Genomic DNA, 20,372 nt, shown 5'->3' with positions numbered 1-20,372 from the left:
CAGATAGCGCAGCGTCGAGTAGAGCGTGGTGGTCTTTCCGGATCCGGTCGGGCCGGTGACCAGGATCAGGCCCGAGGGCGCGGTGATCCACTTCTCGTAGAGCTCGCGCTCGTGCGGGGCGAAGCCCAGATCCTGAAGATCCGCCTGCAGGATGCTCGGATCGAGCACGCGAATCACGACCTTCTCGCCGAACGCCGTCGGCAGGCTCGAGACTCGCATCTCGACCTCGGCCTGGCCGCGTTGCGTCTTGATCCGGCCGTCCTGCGGGCGGCGCCGTTCGGCGATGTCCATCCGCGCCATCACCTTCACGCGCGAGATGATCGCCGCGTGCACCGCCGGAGGATAGGACTCGATGTCGTGCAGGATGCCGTCGATGCGGAAGCGCACGACGGCGTCGTTCGCGCGCGGCTCCAGGTGCAGGTCCGAGGCGCGCTGCTCGAACGCGTAGTTCAGCAGGAAGTCGACGGCCGCGACCACGTGCTCGTCGTTCGAGCTCGCGAGCTCCTCGTTGGAGCGCAGCTGGACGAGCTGGACCAGCGTCTGCGTCGGGCTCTGCTCGCCGAGCTCCGAGACCGCCTGACGGATGCTCGAGCGCAGCCCGAAGACCCGATCGGCGACGGCGAGGATGTCGCGCTTGGAGGTGACCGCGTAGACGAACGGCCGGCGCAGCACGTCCTGCAGCGTCTCGCGCAGAGTCGTGTCGAACGGGTCGGCGACCGCGATCACCAGCCCCTCGCTCTCCTGCGCGAGCGGGATCACGACGTGGTGGCGCACGAACGGGCGCGAGAACGTCTTCGAGATCAGCGCGTTGTCGAGCCGGAGCGGGTCGATCTTCGCGTAGCGAAGCCCCGCTTCGCTCGCGATCGCCTGGGCGATCGCGTCCTCGTCCAGCTTGCGGTGATCCTTCTGCGCGTGCGGCAGCGAAGCCGCGGCGACGATCTCGGCGGCGGAGACGTCGTAGCGGGCCGCGGCCTGCGAGCGCACCGAGCCGACGCGGTCCTTCAGCACGCGGCTGCGCAGCGTGGTGGCGCGCGCCTCGAGGTCCTTGCCCTGCTGCGCCGTGATCGCCTTCTGCCGCAGCAGCATCTCGAGCAGCTCCGGCAGGCCGAGCGGCGGGCGCGGCTCTCCACTCGCGGATCCGTGGGCTTGCGACTTGGCGGGGGAATCCGGCGGCGCGGTCACGCGCACTCTATCGGCCAGGGGCGCCCGGGACCGAAGGATCCGGGCCGCTTGCGCCCGACTAGCGGGCCGAGGCCAGCAGGCGGTCGAACTCCGGTCGGCTCCAGCCCTGGATCCAGGAATCGCCGACGACGATCACCGGCACGCCGCGGCGGCCGCCGGTCAGCTCGAGGTACTCGGCGCGCGCCTCTTCGTCCTGCTCGACGTCTCGGTTGGTGTAGTCGAGGCCGAGCTTGTCGAAGTGGGCCATCGCGGCGCGGCAGTAGCCGCACGACCTCGTGGTGAAGATCGTGACGTCGACGTCGTTCACGGCGCGCACGTCGTCGGCTGGCGCGCGGCTGCGCGTCGCGGCGGCCGGGCCTCCGATCTGCGAGGCGGTCGAGCGCTGGCTCTCGGGAATGTCCTCGAGCCGCGCCGCGAGCTGAACCCTCCCGCGCTCGTCGATGTACTTGTACTGGCCGCTGGTCTGCGCGCTCGCGGCGGGCCGGCGCTCGGCACGGGTTTCGCCGCGCGCGCTCGACGGGGCGGTCGGCGGCGCGACGCTCTCGGCTCGCGGCTCGGCTCCGTCCGGCGGCAGCTCGGCGGCAGGCGGTGAGCAGGAGGCGAGCGCAGCGATGACCACCAGCGCCAGAATTCCGGGTCCGAGAATGCGCGAGTTCACGAGCCGGCCTCCGCGATGTCCTTCGGTGGAGCTTCCGCCTCGCTTCGGCCGCCGCGGCCTCGGGGTTGACTCGTGACCTCGCTCTCGAGACGGAGCTCCTCGCGCGCGAGATCGTGCTCGATCTCGAGCCGCAGCGCCTCGGCCGCCTCGGCGGTGAGATCCCGCGGCACCTCGCGCGGGGCGAGAAAGCGCGCGACGACCCGGCCGAACGGCATCGGAATCTGCATCCGGTCCCAGCTTCCGACCCGGACCTTCCAGCGCATCGCGTAGAGCACCGGGACCAAGGCCGCCCCGGAGCGCTGCGCCATCAGGATCAGCCCCGGCTTCACCTCGCCGCGCGGTCCGCGCGGGCCGTCGACGAGGTGACAGGCGACGACCGGGCCCCGGAGCAGGCGCACGATCTGAAGCAGGGCGCGCACCCCGCCGCGCGAGCTCGAGCCGCGGATCGGGCGAAACCCGACCCACTCGACGGTCCGGGCGATCCGCTCGCCGTCGCGACTCTCGCTGATCATCACGTACGGGCGATGACGCCCCAAGTCACACGCGCCGATCAGCAGGTGGCCGTGCAGGCCGTACAGGATCGCGGGTCGCCCTGCGGCGAGCGCGCCGTCCAGATGACTTTCACCTTCGTGGCGAACACGCAGCGTCCGCCCGACGAGCCGAAGCAGGTTCCCCGAGAGGAACGTGAGCGCGAGTTCGAAGAGCGGCGGCCTGGTTCGGGTGGTCTTCAACGCGGCGCTCCCCGGGTCAGGTGTGTATCATGCCGCGCGATGACGGAGATGGCCCGAATCGAGATCGACGGCAAGAGCTACGAGTTCCCGATCCTCACCGGCTCGGAAGGCGAACGCGCGATCGACGTGAGCAAGCTGCGCGAGCTGACCGGCTGCATCACGCTCGACCCCGGGTTCAAGAACACCGGCAGCTGCACCAGCGAGATCACGTTCATCGACGGTGAGCAGGGTCTGCTGCGCTACCGCGGCTACCCGATCGAGCAGCTGGCCGAGAGCAGCAACTTCCTCGAAGTCGCCTACCTGCTGATCCGAGGCGAGCTGCCGACGACCGCGCAGTCAGACGCGTGGGCGAGGAACATCCGCTACCACACGATGCTGCACGAGGACCTGAAGCGGTTCTTCAGCGCGTTCCCGAAGGACGCGCACCCGATGGCCGTCGCCGCCGCGGTCGTCGCCGCGCTCTCGACCTTCTACCCCGAGGATCTCGACCCGCTGAACGCCCGGCAGGTCGAAGCCAGCGTCGTGCGGCTGATCGCGAAGTTCCCGACGATCGCAGCGTACGCGCACAAGCACTCGATCGGGCACCCGTTCCTGTACCCCGACAACAACCTCGGCTACGTCGAGAACCTGCTGCACATGATGTTCGGAACGCCGTGCGAGCAGATCGTCGCGGATCCGGTGATCGTGCACGCGATCGACGTCCTGCTGATCCTGCACGCCGACCACGAGCAGAACTGCTCGACGTCGACGGTTCGCCTGGTCGGAAGCTCCCACGCGAATCTGTTCGCGTCGATCGCGGGCGGAATCAACGCGCTCTGGGGACCGCGCCACGGCGGGGCGAACCAGGAAGTGATCGAGATGCTGGAACAGATCGCCGAGGAGGGTCTCTCGGCGCGCCAGTTCGTCGAGCGCGCGAAGTCGCGGGACGACACCTCGCGGCTGATGGGCTTCGGGCACCGCGTCTACCGCAACTACGATCCGCGCGCGGCCGTGATCAAGAAGGCCGCGATGGACGTGCTCGGACGGCTCGGCGTCAATTCCAAGCTGCTCGAGATCGCCATGGATCTCGAGCGCATCGCGCTCGAGGACGAGTACTTCGCCAAGCGGCGGCTGTATCCGAACGTCGATTTCTACTCCGGGATCATCTTCAAGGCGCTCGGCATTCCGACGCCGAGCTTCACGGTGATGTTCGCGATGGGCCGGCTGCCGGGCTGGATCGCGCAGTGGATGGAGCTGCTCGGCGACGGGCAGGCGATCGGGCGCCCGCGGCAGATCTACTCCGGGGCCTCCAAGCGCGACTTCGTGCCGATCCAAGCGCGTCGCGGCTGAGGCCGACCGTGCGGCAGGCGCGCTGGACCGAACACGGCGTCGAGGTCGCAGAGGTCGCGCCGCCGCCGCTCGCCGCCGACTGGGTCCGGCTGCGCGTGCTCGCCTGCGGGATCTGCGGCACCGATCTGCACCTGTGGCGGCGGGAGCTCCCCGCGCCGCTCGGGATCGCGCCGGGGCACGAGATCGCGGGAACTCCGCTCGCGGGCCCGCGCGGTCTCGACGCCGCGCTCTACGCGGTCGAGCCGATGGAGGTCTGCGGGGTCTGCGCCTTCTGCGTCGCAGGCCGGCGTCAGCTCTGCGAGAAGCTCTCGATCATCGGCGTGATGCGCTCCGGGGGGATCGCGGACTTCGTCGACGTGCCCGCCTACGCGCTCCACCGAGTACACCCGTCGGTGTCGCCGCGACTGGCGTCCTTCGCCGAGCCGCTCGCGGTCTGCGTGCGCGGCGTCTCGCTCGCGCGGCTCGCCGCGGACAGCCGCGTGCTGGTGCTGGGAGCCGGAGCGATCGGGCTGCTGTCCGGAATGCTCGCGCGCGACATTGCGCTCGAGGTCGCGATCACCGCGCGGCATCCCCAGCAGCGCGAGGCGGCCCGGCAGCTCGGCCTGGTCCCGCTGGCCGAGGACGACGTGAAGGCCTGGGTCCGAGCCGCGGAGCCCGACGTCGTGATCGAGACGGTCGGCGGCCACGCGTCCACGCTCCTCGACGCCACGCGCTGGTGTCGGGCCGGCGGCCGGATCGTCGTGTTGGGGGTCTTCGCGAAGCGCGCCGAGCTGTCCGGGTACCAGCTCGCCACGCGCGAGCTCGAGCTGGGGGGCTCGAACATGTACGGCTCGGGCCGGCGCGGCTCGCAGTTCGCGAGCGCCGTCGCGCTCCTGCCGCGCTACGCGACGGAGCTGGCCCGGCTCCAGACGCACGAGTTCGGGCTCGAGCGGGTCGAGGAGGCCTTCCGCTGCGCCGGCGACAAGTCGAGTGGCGCGATCAAGGTGACCGTGGTTCCCGGCGATGCGTGTGGGTGAATGACTGGAGAGAGCGGAGAGCCGACCGCTTCGCGCGACCTGCGCCGACGCCGCCGGGCCTGGGCATGGCCGGGGTCCTGGCCAGAGCTCTCGCTGCTGATCTCGCACGCGCTCGCGGTCGTCGCTCGCGCCGTCTACCGCGGTGACGTCCGACGCGGGCTCTCGGACTGGCTCGAGCGACACCGCGACGTGACGCGTCCGGAGATCCGGCTCGCGCGCGGCGGGCCGGGCCTGGACGGGCTTCGCATCGCGTTCCTCTCCGACCTCCACGCCGGGAACTACCTGGACGAGGGCGACTTCATGCGCGTCTGCGCGCGCGTGGCGAGCGAGGCCCCGGACCTGGTCTGTCTGGGCGGCGATCTGGTCAACCATTGGGACCACGAGATCCTGCTGCTGCGCAAAGGGCTCTCGCTGCTGCAGCCGCCGCTGGGGATCTTCGCGATCTACGGCAATCACGAGTACGACGCGGCGCGCGATCCCTGGCTGTGGCGCTCGGTGCTCGAGGAGCAGGGCGTCGAGATCCTGAAGAACCGCGGCGTGCGCATCGAGCGCGGCGGCGCGGCGTTCTGGCTCGCGGGCGTCGACGACCTGCTGAACGGAAGGCCCGATCTGGAGCGCGCGCTCGACGGCCGCTCGGCCGAGGAGCCGATCGTGCTGCTCGCGCACCACCCGGACTTCTTCGAGGAGGCCGCCGACGTCGGCGTCGATCTGCAGCTCTCCGGCCACACGCACGGCGGCCAGATCCTGTTCGCCGGCCGCACGCCGCTTCGCCACACGCACGAGGGCTTCTGGTCGGGCCGTTTCGAGCGCGCAGGCGCGCAGCTCTACGTCGGCCGCGGGGTCGGCGTGAGCTTCATCCCGGTGCGCATCGGTGCGCGCGCCGAGGTCGCCGTCGTCAGGCTTCGTTCGGCCTGACGGCGCTTGCTCAGCCGCCCTTGGCGCTCTTCAGCGCGGCCGTGAGCGCGGGAACCAGCTCGAACAGGTCGCCGACGATGCCGACGTCCGCGACCTCGAAGATCGGCGCGTCCGGATCCTTGTTGATCGCCACGATGAAGTTCGAGTTCTTCATCCCGACCAGGTGCTGGATCGCGCCGGAGATGCCGACCGCGACGTAGAGCTTGGGAGCGACGACCTGGCCGGAGCTTCCCACCTGGTACTCGTGCGGCAGCCAGCCGGCGTCGACGACGGGGCGCGATGCGCCCATCTGTCCGCCGAGCGCCTCGACCAGCGGCTTCAGCACGGCGTCGAAGTTCTCGGGCTTCTGCAGGCCGCGACCGCCCGAGACGATGATCTCCGCCTTGGTCAGGTCGTGACCGCCGGCGGGCGCCACGCGCACCTCGACGAACGTCGAGCGCGAGCCGCCGCCGACCCCGTCGAGCGCGACGACGCTGCCCGGCTCGGAGCCGCCGTGCGCCTCGCACGCGCCGGGCTGTACGGTCGCGATCCGCGGCGAGCCGGCAATGCGCAGCCGAGCGTCGAACTTGGCGTTGAACATGCGGCGCACGAAGACGAGGTCGTCTCCCTCGGCCTCGATCCGGATCACGTCGCTCGCGATCCCGCAGTCGAGCTGAGCGGCGAGCCGGCCGCCGACGTCCCAGCCGATCGGCGTGTTCGAGATCAGGATCAGGTCGGGCTTCTCGGCGTCGATCGCCTTGCGGATCGCGCGCACGTAGCCGTCCGCGGTGTAGTTCGCGAGCGACGCGTCGTCGGCCACCAGGACCTTGCCGCCGCCCTTCTTGGAGAGCGCCTCCGCCGCGCCGGCCACTCCGCTTCCGATCAGGAGCGACGCGACGTCGCCGCCGCGCTTTCGCGCCAGCGCGACGAGCTCGAGCGTGGACTCGCGCAGGCTGCCCTTCTGGATCTCGCCGACGATCAGTGTCTTTGCCATCGCTTTATCTCCAGGTCGCGCCGTGGCTCAGAGGAGCCCCAGCTCCTTGACCTTGCCGACGAACTTGTTCGCGACCTCGTCCTTCGAGCCCGACAGGATCTCGGCGCCTCCGCCTTTCGGCGGGGAGAAGATCTTCTCGATCTTGACCTTCGCGGCCACCGCGCCGGCGGCGAGCCCGACGTCCGCGAGCGACTTCTTGTCGAGCGGCTTCTTCTTCGCCTGCATGATTCCCTTGAGCGAGGCGTAGCGGACTTCGTTCATGCCGGTCTGCACCGTGAGCAGGCAGGGCAGGGGGAGCTTCACGACCTCGAGCGCGCCGCCCTCGAGCTCGCGCTCGACCTCGACCTGTCCGCCCTCGAACTTCGCCGAGGTGATCCCGGTCGCGTGCGGAACGTCGAGAAGCTCCGCGAGCATGGGGCCGGTCAGCGCGAAGTTCGTGTCGTCCGCCATCAGGCCGAGCAGCACCAGATCGCACTTCTCGGCCCGAGCCACCGCGGCGATCGACTTCGCGATCGCGAGCGAGTCGGCGTGCGCGAGCCCGTCGTCCCAGATCTGGATCGCGCGATCGGCGCCCATGCCCAGGGCGGTGCGCAGCGACTGCTGCACGCGATCGGGCCCGATCGAGAGCACGAGCACCTCGGAAGCGGCGTCCTTGTCCTTGATCCGCAGGGCTTCTTCGAGCGCGTAGTTGTCGTAGTCGTTGATCTCGAACTTGATGTTCGCGTCCTGGATCCAGCTCCCGTCGGAGGTGAGCTCTAGCCGTGCGTCCTTGTGAGGCACCTGCTTCAAGCAGACGAGGATCTTCATGAGGGCGGATCTCCGTGCAATCCGAGCGTTGTCGCGCGGGGGATTCGGCGCGCACTCTACGTTACGGGTCGAAGCGTTTCAACCGGGTGCAGCGCCTTGTTTCAGGGCCCGGATTCCCGGCGCGGATGGCTCAGCCGGCCCCCATCAGCTCGCGCCAGGTCTCGAGGTTCGGGATGCGCAGGTACGCGCCTATCCGCTTGGTCTCGGCCATCGTCCGGTGCGCGCCGCCGCCGTAGTCGTGGCCGGGGTAGAGCACCGTGTCGTCGGGAAGCGAGGCCAGCTTGCGCAGGCTCGCGTACATCTCGTCGGGGTCGGAGCCGGGGAGATCGACGCGGCCGCATCCCTGGATGAACAGCGTGTCGCCCGAGACCAGGGCGTTGCGCAGCATGAAGCACTGCGAGCCGGGCGTGTGTCCGGGCGTGTGCAGGAAGTCGATCTCGACGTCGCCGACTTTCAGAGTGTCGCCGCTGTCGACCTTCACCACGTCGGAATCGGAGATGCCCGTCACCTTGACCAGGCCCGCCGCCTCGTGGCGGTTCGCGTAGACCTTCATTCCCTTGAGCTCGAGCAGCTCCTGCAGGCCCTCGATCCGGTGACCCGAGAACGTTCCACCCACGTGATCGGGGTGGTAGTGAGTCACGAGCGCGGCGACCGGCTCGTAGCCCTGCTCGCGCACGTGCGAGACGATCCCCTCGACGGCCCACGCGGGATCGACGAGCACCACCTCGCGCGTGACTCGGGAGCCGATCGCGTAGACGAAGTTCTGCATCGGGCCGCAGGCGATCTGCTCCAGGAACAGCTCGTCGTTCATGTCTTGTAAGCTGCCGTCGGAGGCCGGGGCATGTCAAACCAGCGCGCGGTGGTGGTCGGCGTCGGCCAGGTTCGAAACCGCCCCGGGCTCGACGGCGAGACCTGGAACCCGCTCGAGCCCGCGAGGCTGATGGCGATCGCGGCCGGCCGCGCCGCCGCCGACTCCGGCCTTCCCGGGGTCCTGGGCCAGGTCGACTACGTGGGCGCGATTCCGCCGCTGGCCTGGGCCTACGACGATCTCACCGGCCGCTTCTCGGAGCTCGCGGGCGCGAAGCCGCGCCTGGCCGAGGAGGTCGCCGCGGGCGGCGAGGGACCGATCCAGCTTCTGAACCAGGTCGCGAACCGGATCGCCGACGGTGAGATCCGGATCGCGCTTCTCGTCGGGGCCGAGGCCGTCTACAGCCGGATGCGGGCTGCGAAGGAGGGCGCGGCGCTCTCGGACTGGACGCCGGGCGGGGCGCGCATGCCCGGCTTCATGGCCACGATGAAGCCGTTCGGGAACGCCCTCGAGCAGCGCCACGGCGTCAGCAATCCGGTCGACATGTACCCGATCTTCGAGAACGCCCTGCGCGCGCGCGCGGGGCGCTCGATCGCCGCGCACCAGCGCTTCCTCGCGGAGCTGATGTTCCGCTACTCGCAGGTGGCCGAGCGCAATCCGTTCTCGTGGTTCCCCGAGCCGCGCACGGCCGAGGAGATCGCGCGCGTCGACGCGCGGAATCGCTGGATCGGCTTTCCGTACCCGAAGCTCATGAACGCGATCATGGAGGTCGACCAGGGCGCGGCGGCGATCGTGATGTCGGAGTCCGCGGCCGACGATCTCGGCATCGCGCCCGACCGCCGCGTGAACTTCCTGGGCGGCGCCTCGGCGCAGGAAGGCTGGAGCGCGGCCGAGCGCTTCGACCTGGCTTCGAGCCCGGCCTACGCGGCGGCTGCGCGGGCAGCGCAGGCGCACGCGGCGCTCGGCGTCGCCGAGGTCGATCTCTTCGACCTGTACAGCTGCTTTCCCAGCGCCGTCGAACTCGCGCTCGACGCGCTCGGGCTCTCGGCCAGCGATCCGCGGCCGCCGACCCAGACCGGCGGGCTCGCCCACCACGGCGGCCCGGGCAACAACTACGCGATGCACGGGCTGGCCAACACCGTTCTGCGTCTGCGCGAGGGAGCCGGAAGGGTCGGCTGGGTCTCGGGGCTGGGCATGAGCGCGACCAAGCACGCGATCGCCGTGCTCTCGACCGATCGGGCGCGGATCGACGCAGCCGACCACCGGGCCTCCAAGGTCGAGCTGCCGAAGCATCTGTTCGAGGGCCCTGCGCTCGTCGACGCGCCCGAGGGCCCGGCCGAGATCGAGAGCTACACCGTCCGCTTCGATCGCGACGGGCGGCCCGAGCAGAGCTCGATCTACCTGCGTCTGCCCGACGGCCGGCGCAGCCTCGCCCTGGGCGAGAAGAGCGATGCCCTGTTCCGCCTGCTGCTCGAGGTCGAGGGCGTCGGCGTGCGCGGCCGCGTCATGGCCGGGGTCTCGAGCTCGCCGAACGTCTTCGCTCTGGCCTCGAGCTAGACCGCCAGCCAGAAGAACGCGCCGAGCGGCAGCCCCAGCGCGACCCCGCAGATCGCGAACGCCCTCGGCCCGTCGGTCGAGAGCACCTCGCGCGTCGCGACCATGAGCGAGGCGAGCGAGAGCAGGACGCCCGCCCAGGCGAAGAGCGGCCCGACCAGTGGCAGGCTGTAGCCGACCAGAAGCGCGAACCAGACGTACGCGAAGCCCGTGCAGCGCAGCAGCTTCGCGTAGTCGGCGCGGCTCTCGACGGCGAAGCGCCCGACCGTCCAGATCAGTGCGGTCACGACCAGCCACTGCAGCATGGCAAGCGCCGTGAACAGGAAGATCAGCGCGAGCGTGCTCTGCCCGAGCCCGACCAGCACGGAGGTGGTGACCACGCACGCGAACGCCTGCGGGATCGAGTGCACGTCGGCGCTGATCTCTCGGTAGATCTGCCCGTCGAAGCGGATCACGCCCTGGAGTCGCGCGGCCAGGCGCCGCTCGGCGTGAAACAGGACCGAGAGCGCGGAGTCCCTTGCGGGCCCGTCGGGATCAGCCACGCCGGAAGCCTAGCTCAGCCGCGCCGGATCACCTCTTGCAAAAAGAGCTCGAGCTGTCCGAGGACCTCTGCGCGGATCGCCTCGACGCTGCGGCCGCCGCGCTTCACCGGCTCCATCCCCGACCCGCAGTCCGCGACCACGTGCAGCCGCGTCGGCGCGCCCAGCCTGCGCAGCAGCTCCTCGAGCCGGTCGATGCGACAGTGGGGATCACGCGCGCCCTGCACGAACAGGATCGGGCAGATCATCCGGTACATGTAGTCGACGTCCTGCAGCCCGGGCTTCCCGGACGCGTGCAGCGGAAAGCCGAGCGAGAAGGCCGCGTCGACCTTCAGCCCCTGGGCCGTCGCGCGCGTCGCGACGCGGGCTCCCAGCCCGATTCCACCCACCAGCATCCGCACCGGGGCGTTCTCGGGATCCGCCAGGACGGTCGCGACCGCGGTCTTGAAGGTCCGGTCCAGGACGAGCGGGGAATCCGGGCGCTTCTTGTTCTGCTCCGCGAAGGGGAAGTTGAAGCGCAGCACCAGGTGCCCGGCCTCGGCCAGCGCGTGCTGGAGCGCTACGAGGTTGGGCTCGTCCATGCCGCCGGCCAGGTCGTGGCCGATCACGAAGCCGATCCGCTGGCCGCTCGGCCACCACTTCGGGGTCGCCACGACGCCGCTCACCGTGACATCCGGCATCGCGGCGATGCGGATGGCTTCGAACTTCAAGTTCGTGTCCATTCGCGCCTTCTTATACCATACCCGTCGATCCGCGAAGCGAAGGGCGTCGACGTGGACAAGGTCATGATCGTCGGAGTCGCGCGCGGGCAGGGCCGACTGCTCGCGCGACGGCTGTCTCGCGACCAGCGCGTGATCGGTGTGGACAGCGAGGACTGGGAGCGGCGCCCGGCCGGGGCGCCGTTCTACAAGCTCGACGTGCGCACGCGAGCCTTCGAGGACGTGATGCGCAAGGAGCAGCCCGATGCCGTGGTGCACCTTGGCTTCGTGCGCCACTTCCGGGGCTCCGAGACCGCGCGCTTCGACGTGAACGTGCGCGGCACGCGCAAGCTCCTCGACCACTGCCGGACCTACGGCGTGAAGAAGCTGGTGGTGATGTCGACCAGCTACGTCTACGGAGCGCTGCCGGAGAACCCGAGCTTCATGGCGGAGGACCACCCGCTGCTCGCGGGCCGGAACTACCCGGAGATCCGCGATTTGGTCGAGGTCGACGCGCTCACGACCTCGTTCATGTGGCAGTACCCGGACATCCGCACCTCGATCCTGCGGCCGGTGCCGACGCTGGGCTACTACAGCGACAACTCGATCGTGAACTACCTGCGCCAGAAGCGCGTGGTGGTGATGATGGGCTTCAACCCGATGCTCCAGTTCATGCACGAGGAGGATCAGGTCGAGGCCACGGCGCTGGCGCTCGAGCGCGGGCTGCGCGGCGTCTACAACGTGACGGGGCCGGGAGAGGTGCCGCTCCGCATCGCGATCCACGAGACCGGCGGGAGCGCGCTTCCGCTTCCCGAGCCCGTGGCCCGCCCGCTGATCCGGCGGCTGTTCTCGCTCGGGCTCGTGCGCATCCCGCCCGGCGCGATCGACTACATCAAGTACCCGTGCACGATCGCCGGCGAGCGCTTCGTGCGCGAGACCGGCTTCCGCCCGCTGTTCGGACTGAAGGAGAGCTTCCGCTCCCTCAAGCGCTGAGCGCCGCCTCGCCGAAGAGTCGCCCGGGGCGCGGAGCGGGCGATGGCAGTGCGCGGATACCGGGTTCAGTCTTCACCAGCCGCGCTCGTCTGGGCGGCCGGGATCCTGCTCCTCGCTCTGCTCTCGCTGGGCCTCGTCGACCACCAGTCCGCGCGGCAGTCGCGCGCGCGGCTCGCGGCCGTGCCGACCCGGCCGCTGGTTCTGGTCGATCTGCGCGCGAACCGGGAGGCTCGCGAGCGAGCCGTCCACGCGGAGCTCGACGCATGGCGCGAGGCAGGAGCTGCGCTCGGCCTGCCGATCGAGGTCTTCGACGGCGAGAGCCTCCGGGAGCTCGATCCGAGCCGCTACTCGGTCTGGATCCTCCCCGGGCAGGAGCGCCTCTCCGAGGCCGACTGGGCGGCGCTGGACGCCTATCTGGCGGGAAGTGGCGGGCTGATCGCGACCGGCTTCGCGGGGCGACGCTCGGAGACCGGCGGCCGGGTCGATCAGCCGGTGCTCGCGAGGCTGTTTCCTGGCGAGCGCTTCGCACGTTCAGGTGCCGGGCAGACGCGGCTCACGGTCGTCGGCCGGAGTCCGCTCGTCGCGGGGCTCGCGCCGGGTGACGAGATCGCGCTGGCCACCCGAGCTCGCGCGCTCGCCTCGGCGTCGGCGGGCGCGCTGGAGCTCGGGGACACGAGGTCGCGGTCGGTCGCCCTGGTCGGCCGGCATCGGAACGCCCGGGTCGCCTGGCTGGGGTTCTCGCTCGGGGCGCTGGCCGATGCCCCGAAAGCGCAGCGGATCGCGACCAACGCGCTCCTCTTCGCATCCCGAGCCCCGCTCTTGGAGCTCCGGCCGTGGCCGGACGGCCGCCCGTGCGCGGTGCTCGTCGACGGCGGCGGCCCCGCGGACCAGCCCGGCGACCGCTGCCGGGTCGACGCGGATCGGGTCGAGGAGCCGGAGCTCTTGCGCCTGACCCGATCCGGCTGCCGCGTCGCGACCACGGCCGCGGGAGAGCGCGTGATCCCCGACGTGCTGACCCATTCCGGCCGGGCGCTCGTGTCGATCCCGGAGCCGCGGCCGCGCCTCGACGCGGAGGGCGCGGCGCTGCTCCGCGATCTGCTCTCCGGCTACGAGCGGGCCGAGCGGATGGGCTCGGTGTTCTCGCTGCGCGCGAAGGCCGAGTGGCGCCAGGCGAAGGGCCGCCAGGCGCTGCTGGACAGCGTCGGGCAGGAGCTCGGCTCGCGGGGAGCGTGGTTCGCGCATCCGGCGGAGCTCGCCGACTGGTGGCTCGCGCGGGAGCAGGTGGACGCCCGACTGGAGCCCGTCTCTGCCGACACCGTCCGAGTCGTGTTCGCGAATCGAGGACGAGCCATCGCGCGCGGCGTGACGGCTCGCGTCTACGTTCCGGGTGGCGCGGTCTCGCCTCGCGTCGAGCCGGGCCGGGTCTTCGCGCGGCGCGCGCTGCTGCGTCTGGCCAGCGACCACAGCTGGGTCGAGCTGGTCGCGCGACCGCTCGACCCGGGAACGGAAGTCTCGTACACCCTTCGCTTCTGATGAGCCAGGCGCCCGCAGACGCGAACCCGCTGTTGGATCCGAGTGGCCTGCCGCGCTTCGGCGACGTCCGCCCCGAGCACGTCGAGCCGGGAATGCGCGCGTTGCTGGCCGAGCTCGCCGGCGAGCTCGAGCGCCTGGAGCGCTCCGTCGAGCCGACCTGGACGGGCGCCGTGGAGCCGTTCGAGCGCATGTACGACAGGCTGCGCAACGTCTGGGGCGTCGTCGGCCATCTGGTCGGCGTGAAGAACGACCCGGCGCTTCGCGCCGCCCACGAGGCGGTGCAGCCGCAGGTCGTCATGCTCGGCATCCGCGCCGCGCAGAGCCGGCCGCTGTACGAGGCGTTCGTCGCGCTGCAGAAGGGCCCGGAGTTCGCGGCGCTCGAGCCCGCGCAGCGGCGCATCGTCGACATCCTGGTCCGCGACGCGGTGCTCGCAGGTGTCGGCCTGGAAGGCGAGGCGAAGCAGCGCTTCGGCGCGATCCTGACCGAGCTCGCGGAGCTGCAGACCGCGTTCTCGAACCACGTGCTCGACGCCACGAAGGCGTACGCGCTGCTGCTTCGTGATCGCGACGAGGTCGCCGGCCTGCCGGAGAGCGCGCTGGCGCTGGCGGCGCAGTCGGCGCGCGAGGCCGGCGAGGCCGGCGCGACCGCCGAGCACGGCCCGTGGCGGATCACGCTCGACGCGCCCTCGCTCGTGCCCGCGCTCGAGCACCTGGCGCGCCGCGATCTGCGCGAGAAGCCCTACCGCGCGCACGTCACGCGCGCGAGCTCGGGCGAGAGCGACAACTCGGTGCTGATCCCGCGCATCCTCGCGCTCCGGGCCGAAGAGGCGCGGCTGCTCGGCTTTCCGAGCTACGCTGCGCTGTCGCTGGCGACGAAGATGGCGCCCGACGTCGCCGCGGTGGAGCGGCTGCAGGAGGAGCTGCGCCGCGCCTCCTACACCGCGGCGCGTCGCGAGCTCGAGGAGCTGCGCGCGTTTGCGCAATCGCGCGGGCAGAGCGAGGAGCTGGCCCACTGGGACGTCGCGTACTGGGCCGAGCGCCTGCGCGAGGAGCGCTACGCGTACAGCGAGGAGGATCTGCGGCCGTACTTCCCGCTGCCGCGCGTGCTCGAGGGGCTGTTCGAGCTGGCCTCGAAGCTCTTCGGCGTGCGCATCCGACCGGCCGACGGCGAGGCGTCGGTCTGGCACCCGGACGTGCACTTCTTCCGCGTCAGCGACGAGTCGGGCGAGCCGCTCGCCGCGTTCTACCTGGATCCGTACTCGCGGCCGGCCGAGAAGCGCGGCGGCGCGTGGATGGACGAATGCCTGGGCCGCAGCCGCCTCTTCCCCGACGCCGACGGCCGCCCGCGTCGGCCGGTCGCGCATCTGGTCTGCAACCAGACGCCGCCGGTCGGCGCGAAGCCGTCGCTGATGTCGTTCTCGGAAGTCGAGACGCTCTTCCACGAGTTCGGCCACGGCCTGCAGCACATGCTGACGCGCGTCGACCACGGCCTGGCCTCCGGCATCCGCAACATCGAGTGGGACGCGGTCGAGCTTCCCAGCCAGTTCATGGAGAACTGGTGCTACCACCGCGAGACGCTGCTCGGATTCGCGCGGCACCACGAGACCGGCGCGCCGCTTCCCGACGCGCTCTTCGAGAAGCTCTGCGCCGCGCGCACCTACCGCGCGGGCTCGGTGATGCTGCGCCAGCTCTTCTTCGGGGTGGTCGACCTGGAGCTGCACCACCGCTTCGACCCGTCGGGCGCCGAGTCGATCTTCGACGTGGAGAAGCGCGTGGCCGAGACGACGGCCGTGCTGCCGCGCCTGCCCGAGGACCGCTTCCTGTGCAGCTTCTCGCACATCTTCGCCGGCGGCTACGCGGCCGGCTACTACTCGTACAAGTGGGCCGAGGTGCTCTCGGCCGACGCGTTCGCCGCGTTCGAAGAGGCGGGCCTGGCCGACGCCGCGCGCCTGCGCGAGATCGGCCGCCGCTACCGCGAGACCGTGCTCGCGCTCGGCGGCTCGCGCCGCGCGATGGAGGTCTTCACGAGCTTTCGCGGCCGCGAGCCGAAGACCGAGGCGCTGCTGCGGCTGTACGGATTGATCGCGGCCTGAAGCCTCCCGGCCGCGGCCTTCTGGTCGACTACGCGCGGATCACCGACGGGGAGGCGACGTGCAGGACATCGCGGGTCGAACGGCGTTCATCACCGGAGCCGCCAACGGCATCGGGCTGGGGATCGCGCGCGCATTCGCGCGGGCGGGCGCGAAGCTCGCGCTGGCCGACGTCGACGCGGCGGCGCTCGGAGAGGCGCGGACGGAGCTCGCCAAGCACACGCAGGTCGAGTCGTTCGTGCTCGACGTGCGCGATCGCGACGGCTTCGCGCGCGCGGCCGACGAGACCGAGTCGCGACTCGGTCCGGTGTCGCTGCTCTTCAACAACGCGGGCGTCGCTCTCACCGTGCCCGCGGACCAGATGAGCTACGAGACCTGGGACTTCGCGCTGGGCGTGAACCTGGACGGTGTCGTGAACGGGCTGCAGACCTTCGTGCCGCGCATGTGTGCGCGCAGCGCGGAGCTCGGCGGCGGCCACGTCGTGAACACCGCGTCCGGCGCCGGGCTCGCCGCCCCGGGTGCCGGCTTCCTCTACCACACGGCGAAGTTCGCGGTCGTCGGGCTGTCGGAGGCGCTGCGCTTCGAGCTGCAAGGCGCTCGGATCGGCGTCTCGGTGCTCTGTCCCGGTCCGGTGGCGACGAAGATCCTGCACCACACGTTCCGCACCCAGCCCGAGTCCGCGCCGCGGCCGCCGGCGCAGGTGGTCGAGGCCGTCGACGCATTCCTCGGCTCCGGCGTCGCGCCCGACGCCGTGGGCGAGATGGTGCTGCGCGCCGTTCGCGAGGACGCGCTCTACATCCACACCGATCGCATCATGGAGGCGCCGATCGCGGCGCGGACGAAGGCGCTGCTCGACGCGCTCCCGCCCGCGCCGCGTTCCTGACTCAGTCCCTCGGCTGCTGCGCGGCCTGCAGCTTCTTGACGTCCTCCGGTGAGAGCTGCGGCCGGTCGATCCGGATCGTCAGCTTCTCGAGCTTGCCGGTGAACGGGAACGGGGGCGTGTAGTCCGCGTCGTTCACGCCGGTGAGCGTGTCGGAGCCGATGTCGAAGCTCTCGTCCCATTGCAGGATCATCGGCAGCGTGTTGGGCATGGCGATGGTCTGGACCGGCTTGCCGTCCACGGCGAGCGTGCCGGTGCCGGATCGGCCCAGGCCGCTCATGTCGTTGAACGCGAGCGTGCCGACGCCGAGGCCGTCGTACTTGAAGTCGAACTCGATCCGGTGGCGGCCCGGCGCGAGTGCGTCCGCGCCCGCCCAGCGGACGCGATTCAGGTCGATGAGATTCCAGACGAAGACGGGCTTGCCCGCGAGCAGGTAGAAGCCGTAGCCGGCGAAGCGCCCGCCGGAGGTCAGCAGCATGCCCTCGGCGCCGGTCTTCGGCACCTCGATCTCCGCCGTGATGGTGTAGGAGCTGTTGAGCAGGAAGGGGGAGTCTCCCTGCGGCAGGCCGACCATGGGCGAGGTGTAGACGAACTCGCTTCGGCCCGCGGTGATGTTCGGTCGCGGCGCGACGATGCGCGCGGCGACCGAGGCGTCCATCGGGAAGACCTGGTACTTGCGGGCCTCCGCGACGAAGAGCTCCTTCAGCTGCTTCACCCGGTCCGGGAATTTCGCGGCGAGGTTCTGCGACTGGCTGAAGTCCTTGGACAGGTCGTAGAGCTCGAGCACCTGGTTGTTCAGCGGATCGGGGTTCGCGGCGCCGAAGGCCTGCCAGGGCGCGCGGTTCACCTTCGTGCCGAGCAGCCAGCCCTCGTGATAGAGCGCGTACTGGCCCATCATCTCGAAGTACTGCGTCGTGTGGCGCGACGGCGCCTTGGCGTTCTTCGCATCGAACGTGTACGCGAAGCTCGTGCCCTCGATCGGGCTCTGCGCGATTCCGTCCACGCGCTCGGGCGCGGGAATGCCGGTCGCCTCGAGCAGGGTCGGGACGACGTCGATCACGTGCATGAACTGCTCGCGCAGCCCGCCGGCGTCCTTGATCCGCGCCGGCCACGAGACGACCATGTTCTGGCGGATTCCGCCCAGCTTCGACGCGTTCTGCTTGAACCAGGTGAAGGGCGTGTCGAAGGCCCAGGACCAGCCCGCCGACATGTGGTTGTAGGTCTGCTCCGTGCCCCAGGCGTCGTACCACTTCATCTGATCCGCGACGGGCACGCTCACGCCGTTGAAGAACGCGACCTCGTTGGGAGTGCCGGTCGGGCCGCCCTCGGCGCTCGTGCCGTTGTCGCCGTTGATGTAGATGACGAGCGTGTTCTCCAGCTTGCCCATGTCATCGACGGCCTGGATCACTCGGCCGATCTCGTGATCGCTGTAGGCCGCGTAGGCGGCGAAGACCTCCGCCTGCCGGATGAAGAGCTTCTTCTCCTCGGGCGTGCAGTCGTTCCAGTTCTTGAGGATCTCGACCGGCCAGGGCTCGAGCTGCGTGTCGGCCGGGATCACCCCGAGGCGCTTCTGGTTCGCGAAGATCTTGTCCCGGAGCGCGTTCCAGCCCTCGTCGAAGAGGTGCATCGCGCGGATCTTCTCCACCCATTCCTTGGTCGGGTGGTGCGGCGCGTGGGTCGCGCCGGGCGCGTACTTGACGAAGAACGGCTTGTCGGGCGCGGTCTGGTGGATGCGGCTCAGGTACTCGATCGCGTCGTCCGCCATTCCCGTGACCAGGTTCCAATCCGGCTTGCCCTGGAACGGGTAGATCTGCGTGGTGTTGCGGTAGAGATTCGGCTGCCACTGGTTCGCGTCCCCGCCGACGAAGCCGTAGAAGTATTCGAAGCCCATTCCGGTCGGCCACTGATCGAACGGCCCGACCTGGCTGGCGGCGAACGCCGGGGTGTTGTGGTCCTTGCCGAACCACGAGGTGGCGTAGCCGTTGTCGAGCAGGATCCGCCCGATCGTGGCCTTGTCCTTGCCTAGGATGCTGTTGTAGCCGGGAAAGCCGGTCGACTGCTCGGAGATCACGCCGAAGCCCGCGGAGTGGTGGTTCCGCCCGGTGATCAGCGCGGCTCGGGTCGGCGAGCACAGCGCGGTGGAGTGGATGTTGTTGTAGCGCAGGCCGCTCTTGGCGATGCGATCCATCGCGGGCGTCGGGATCACGCCGCCGAAGGTGCTCGGCACGCCGAAGCCGGCGTCGTCGGTGATGATCAGCAGGATGTTGGGGGCCTGCTTCGGCGGCACCACGCGCGGCGCCCACCAAGCCTTCGAGCCGAGCGCGTCGTCTTTGATCACGCCGCCGAACTTCGGATCGGGTGCGGGCAGCTGCTTGCCGTCGATCGTCGTCGTGGCGGCCGGCGATCCGGGCGCGGGCTGCGCTTGCTGCGCGCGGGCCTCGAAGTCCCAGCCGGTCGCGAGAAGCGCAAGGATCACGGCGCAGACGCGTGCAGGTCGAGTCATGGATTCGCCTCCGGTTCTCTTGGATGAAGGCAAAGATATGCGGTGGTTGCGCCCGCGCACGCTCGCATCGCAGATCGGGCCGTGGTATCTCGCGAGGGGATGGATGCCCACGCTTTCCTCGTCGCCCTGACGATCGTCCTCGGCGTTGCAGCCGTCACGACCGTGGTGTTCCAACGACTGGGTCAGCCCGTCGTCCTCGGCTACATCATCGCCGGGCTGATCATCGGCCCGAGCGTGCCCATTCCGCTCGTCGCGGACCGTCAGATCGTCGCGACGCTGTCGGAGCTCGGGGTCATCCTGCTCATGTTCTCGCTCGGGCTCGAGTTCAGTCTGACCAAGCTCCTGCGGCTCGGGCCCGCGCCGAGCCTCACGGCGCTGCTCGTATCCAGCCTGATGATCTGGCTGGGCTTCGTGAGCGGCCAGCTTCTCGGCTGGACCACGCTCGAGAGCCTCTTCGCCGGGGCTCTGATCGCCATCTCCAGCACGACCATCATCGCCAAGGTCTTCGACGATCAGGCCATCGGGGGGCCTTTGCGAGAGCTGGTGGTCGGCGTTCTGATCGTCGAGGATCTGCTCGCCATCCTGCTCATGGCCACGCTCACCGCAATCGCCTCGGGCTCGGGGCTCTCCGCCTCGGAGATGGCCATCACCACCGGGAAGCTCGCTGCCTTCCTCATCGGCCTGGTTGCGATCGGCCTGCTCGTGGTGCCGCGCGGCGTGCGCGGCATCCAGCGACTGGGGCGCCCGGAAACCACTCTCGTCACCAGCATCGGCTTCTGCTTCGGCGTCTCGCTGCTCGCGCATGCGTTCGGCTATTCGGTGGCGCTCGGAGCCTACATCGCGGGCGCGTTGATCGCGGAGTCCGGCGAGGAGAAGCCGATCGACCAGCTCGTGAAGCCGGTTCGCGACCTGTTTGCGGCAATCTTCTTCGTGTCGGTCGGACTGCTCATCGATCCCGCGCTCATCGCGCGTCACTGGCAGGCGGTGGCGGCGTTCAGCGCGGTCGTCATCGTCGGCAAGATAGTAGGAGTCTCGCTAGAGGCAGTCTCAAAATTGTCTCAGCATGATGCAGATACAGGCGAGTTGGACGAATGCTCGGTAGTTCTGGGCTTTGTACTCCCAGCGGGTGACGACGCGGCGGAAGTTCTGCAGCCAGGCGTTGA

18 protein-coding genes and 1 pseudogene are annotated in these 20,372 nt (G+C 70.2%); 9 read left to right on the top strand and 10 right to left on the bottom strand.

Going from position 1 to position 20,372, the window contains the following annotated elements; all coding sequences use genetic code 11:
- The 3 genes from FJ108_13940 to FJ108_13930 all read right to left on the bottom strand — a co-directional run.
- A partial coding sequence (locus tag FJ108_13940; protein MBM4336988.1) for a type II/IV secretion system protein occupies positions 1 to 1,182 on the bottom strand: 1,182 nt, incomplete at its 3' end.
- A 58-nt stretch (positions 1,183 to 1,240) separates the two neighbouring features.
- Positions 1,241 to 1,840 (bottom strand): hypothetical protein, encoded by a 600-nt coding sequence (locus tag FJ108_13935; protein MBM4336987.1) that lies wholly within the window; start codon positions 1,838 to 1,840, stop codon positions 1,241 to 1,243.
- Positions 1,837 to 2,571, bottom strand: coding sequence for a DUF374 domain-containing protein (locus FJ108_13930; GenBank protein ID MBM4336986.1), 735 nt, complete (start codon positions 2,569 to 2,571; stop codon positions 1,837 to 1,839). The genes FJ108_13935 and FJ108_13930 overlap by 4 nt, the downstream gene beginning before the upstream one ends.
- A gap of 39 nt (positions 2,572 to 2,610) precedes the next feature.
- On the opposite strand from FJ108_13930, the gene FJ108_13925 reads away from it, so the two are divergent.
- A complete protein-coding gene (locus FJ108_13925; GenBank protein ID MBM4336985.1) occupies positions 2,611 to 3,900 on the top strand; it encodes a citrate synthase in 1,290 nt (429 codons plus the stop codon).
- Positions 3,783 to 4,277: pseudogene (locus tag FJ108_13920) on the top strand (hypothetical protein). Before FJ108_13925 ends, FJ108_13920 begins: the two are co-directional and overlap by 118 nt.
- On the opposite strand, the gene FJ108_13915 reads toward FJ108_13920, so the two are convergent.
- Positions 4,265 to 4,723 (bottom strand): hypothetical protein, encoded by a 459-nt coding sequence (locus tag FJ108_13915; GenBank protein MBM4336984.1) that lies wholly within the window; start codon positions 4,721 to 4,723, stop codon positions 4,265 to 4,267. The pseudogene FJ108_13920 and the gene FJ108_13915 sit on opposite strands and share 13 nt — an antisense overlap.
- 193 nt (positions 4,724 to 4,916) lie before the next feature.
- Between FJ108_13915 and FJ108_13910 the strand changes: the two genes are divergently transcribed.
- Positions 4,917 to 5,831, top strand: a complete 915-nt coding sequence (locus FJ108_13910) for a metallophosphoesterase (GenBank protein MBM4336983.1) — start codon at positions 4,917 to 4,919, stop codon at positions 5,829 to 5,831.
- 10 nt (positions 5,832 to 5,841) lie between these two features.
- Here the strand turns inward: FJ108_13910 and FJ108_13905 are convergent, their stop codons facing one another.
- The 3 genes from FJ108_13905 to FJ108_13895 form a co-directional block, all read right to left on the bottom strand.
- The gene (locus FJ108_13905) at positions 5,842 to 6,804 is read right to left on the bottom strand and encodes an electron transfer flavoprotein subunit alpha/FixB family protein (GenBank protein ID MBM4336982.1); all 963 of its coding nucleotides are present in this window, start codon (positions 6,802 to 6,804) and stop codon (positions 5,842 to 5,844) included.
- 27 nt (positions 6,805 to 6,831) lie between these two features.
- Positions 6,832 to 7,611, bottom strand: coding sequence for an electron transfer flavoprotein subunit beta/FixA family protein (locus FJ108_13900; GenBank protein ID MBM4336981.1), 780 nt, complete (start codon positions 7,609 to 7,611; stop codon positions 6,832 to 6,834).
- A gap of 130 nt (positions 7,612 to 7,741) precedes the next feature.
- The gene (locus tag FJ108_13895; protein MBM4336980.1) at positions 7,742 to 8,422 is read right to left on the bottom strand and encodes an MBL fold metallo-hydrolase; all 681 of its coding nucleotides are present in this window, start codon (positions 8,420 to 8,422) and stop codon (positions 7,742 to 7,744) included.
- Between the two features lie 30 nt (positions 8,423 to 8,452).
- On the opposite strand from FJ108_13895, the gene FJ108_13890 reads away from it, so the two are divergent.
- Positions 8,453 to 9,976 carry a hypothetical protein gene (locus FJ108_13890; GenBank protein ID MBM4336979.1) on the top strand — a complete coding sequence of 508 codons (1,524 nt, stop codon included), beginning with the start codon at positions 8,453 to 8,455 and terminating at the stop codon, positions 9,974 to 9,976.
- On the opposite strand, the gene FJ108_13885 is transcribed toward FJ108_13890, so the two are convergent.
- Positions 9,973 to 10,515 carry a hypothetical protein gene (locus FJ108_13885; protein MBM4336978.1) on the bottom strand — a complete coding sequence of 181 codons (543 nt, stop codon included), beginning with the start codon at positions 10,513 to 10,515 and terminating at the stop codon, positions 9,973 to 9,975. The two genes, FJ108_13890 and FJ108_13885, sit on opposite strands and share 4 nt — an antisense overlap.
- Positions 10,516 to 10,529: 14 nt before the next feature.
- Positions 10,530 to 11,234 (bottom strand): hypothetical protein, encoded by a 705-nt coding sequence (locus tag FJ108_13880; protein ID MBM4336977.1) that lies wholly within the window; start codon positions 11,232 to 11,234, stop codon positions 10,530 to 10,532.
- Positions 11,235 to 11,285: 51 nt separating this feature from the next.
- Here FJ108_13880 and FJ108_13875 point away from each other — a divergent pair, with 51 nt between their 5' ends.
- Genes FJ108_13875 through FJ108_13860 form a run of 4 tightly spaced genes read left to right on the top strand, consistent with a single transcriptional unit; the run spans position 11,286 to position 16,709 of the window.
- Positions 11,286 to 12,203 carry an NAD-dependent epimerase/dehydratase family protein gene (locus FJ108_13875; GenBank protein ID MBM4336976.1) on the top strand — a complete coding sequence of 306 codons (918 nt, stop codon included), beginning with the start codon at positions 11,286 to 11,288 and terminating at the stop codon, positions 12,201 to 12,203.
- Between the two features lie 42 nt (positions 12,204 to 12,245).
- Positions 12,246 to 13,736, top strand: coding sequence for a hypothetical protein (locus FJ108_13870; GenBank protein MBM4336975.1), 1,491 nt, complete (start codon positions 12,246 to 12,248; stop codon positions 13,734 to 13,736).
- The gene (locus tag FJ108_13865; GenBank protein ID MBM4336974.1) at positions 13,736 to 15,829 is read left to right on the top strand and encodes a M3 family metallopeptidase; all 2,094 of its coding nucleotides are present in this window, start codon (positions 13,736 to 13,738) and stop codon (positions 15,827 to 15,829) included. The genes FJ108_13870 and FJ108_13865 overlap by 1 nt, the downstream gene beginning before the upstream one ends.
- 58 nt (positions 15,830 to 15,887) lie before the next feature.
- A complete protein-coding gene (locus FJ108_13860; GenBank protein ID MBM4336973.1) occupies positions 15,888 to 16,709 on the top strand; it encodes an SDR family NAD(P)-dependent oxidoreductase in 822 nt (273 codons plus the stop codon).
- A 1-nt stretch (position 16,710) separates the two neighbouring features.
- Here the strand turns inward: FJ108_13860 and FJ108_13855 are convergent, their stop codons facing one another.
- Positions 16,711 to 19,209, bottom strand: a complete 2,499-nt coding sequence (locus FJ108_13855; protein MBM4336972.1) for an arylsulfatase — start codon at positions 19,207 to 19,209, stop codon at positions 16,711 to 16,713.
- Positions 19,210 to 19,308: 99 nt separating this feature from the next.
- On the opposite strand from FJ108_13855, the gene FJ108_13850 reads away from it, so the two are divergent.
- Positions 19,309 to 20,372 (top strand): cation:proton antiporter (locus FJ108_13850; GenBank protein ID MBM4336971.1); only part of this gene is annotated, 1,064 nt, incomplete at its 3' end.

This window comes from Deltaproteobacteria bacterium (genome assembly GCA_016875225.1).
Taxonomy (GTDB): domain Bacteria; phylum Myxococcota_A; class UBA9160; order SZUA-336; family SZUA-336; genus VGRW01.
The sequence above is the reverse complement of the archived record's forward strand: the minus strand, read 5'-3'. Positions and strand labels throughout refer to the sequence as shown.

Coding starts and splice junctions, on each gene's coding strand:
- FJ108_13905 (MBM4336982.1), bottom strand. CDS start 6,804: ATGGCAAAGACACTGATCGTCGGCGAGATCCAGAAGGGCAGCCTGCGC.
- FJ108_13915 (MBM4336984.1), bottom strand. CDS start 4,723: ATGTTCGAGCCCCCCAGCTCGAGCTCGCGCGTGGCGAGCTGGTACCCG.
- FJ108_13890 (MBM4336979.1), top strand. CDS start 8,453: ATGTCAAACCAGCGCGCGGTGGTGGTCGGCGTCGGCCAGGTTCGAAAC.
- FJ108_13870 (MBM4336975.1), top strand. CDS start 12,246: ATGGCAGTGCGCGGATACCGGGTTCAGTCTTCACCAGCCGCGCTCGTC.
- FJ108_13900 (MBM4336981.1), bottom strand. CDS start 7,611: ATGAAGATCCTCGTCTGCTTGAAGCAGGTGCCTCACAAGGACGCACGG.
- FJ108_13880 (MBM4336977.1), bottom strand. CDS start 11,234: ATGGACACGAACTTGAAGTTCGAAGCCATCCGCATCGCCGCGATGCCG.
- FJ108_13895 (MBM4336980.1), bottom strand. CDS start 8,422: ATGAACGACGAGCTGTTCCTGGAGCAGATCGCCTGCGGCCCGATGCAG.
- FJ108_13925 (MBM4336985.1), top strand. CDS start 2,611: ATGACGGAGATGGCCCGAATCGAGATCGACGGCAAGAGCTACGAGTTC.
- FJ108_13855 (MBM4336972.1), bottom strand. CDS start 19,209: ATGACTCGACCTGCACGCGTCTGCGCCGTGATCCTTGCGCTTCTCGCG.
- FJ108_13910 (MBM4336983.1), top strand. CDS start 4,917: ATGACTGGAGAGAGCGGAGAGCCGACCGCTTCGCGCGACCTGCGCCGA.
- FJ108_13865 (MBM4336974.1), top strand. CDS start 13,736: ATGAGCCAGGCGCCCGCAGACGCGAACCCGCTGTTGGATCCGAGTGGC.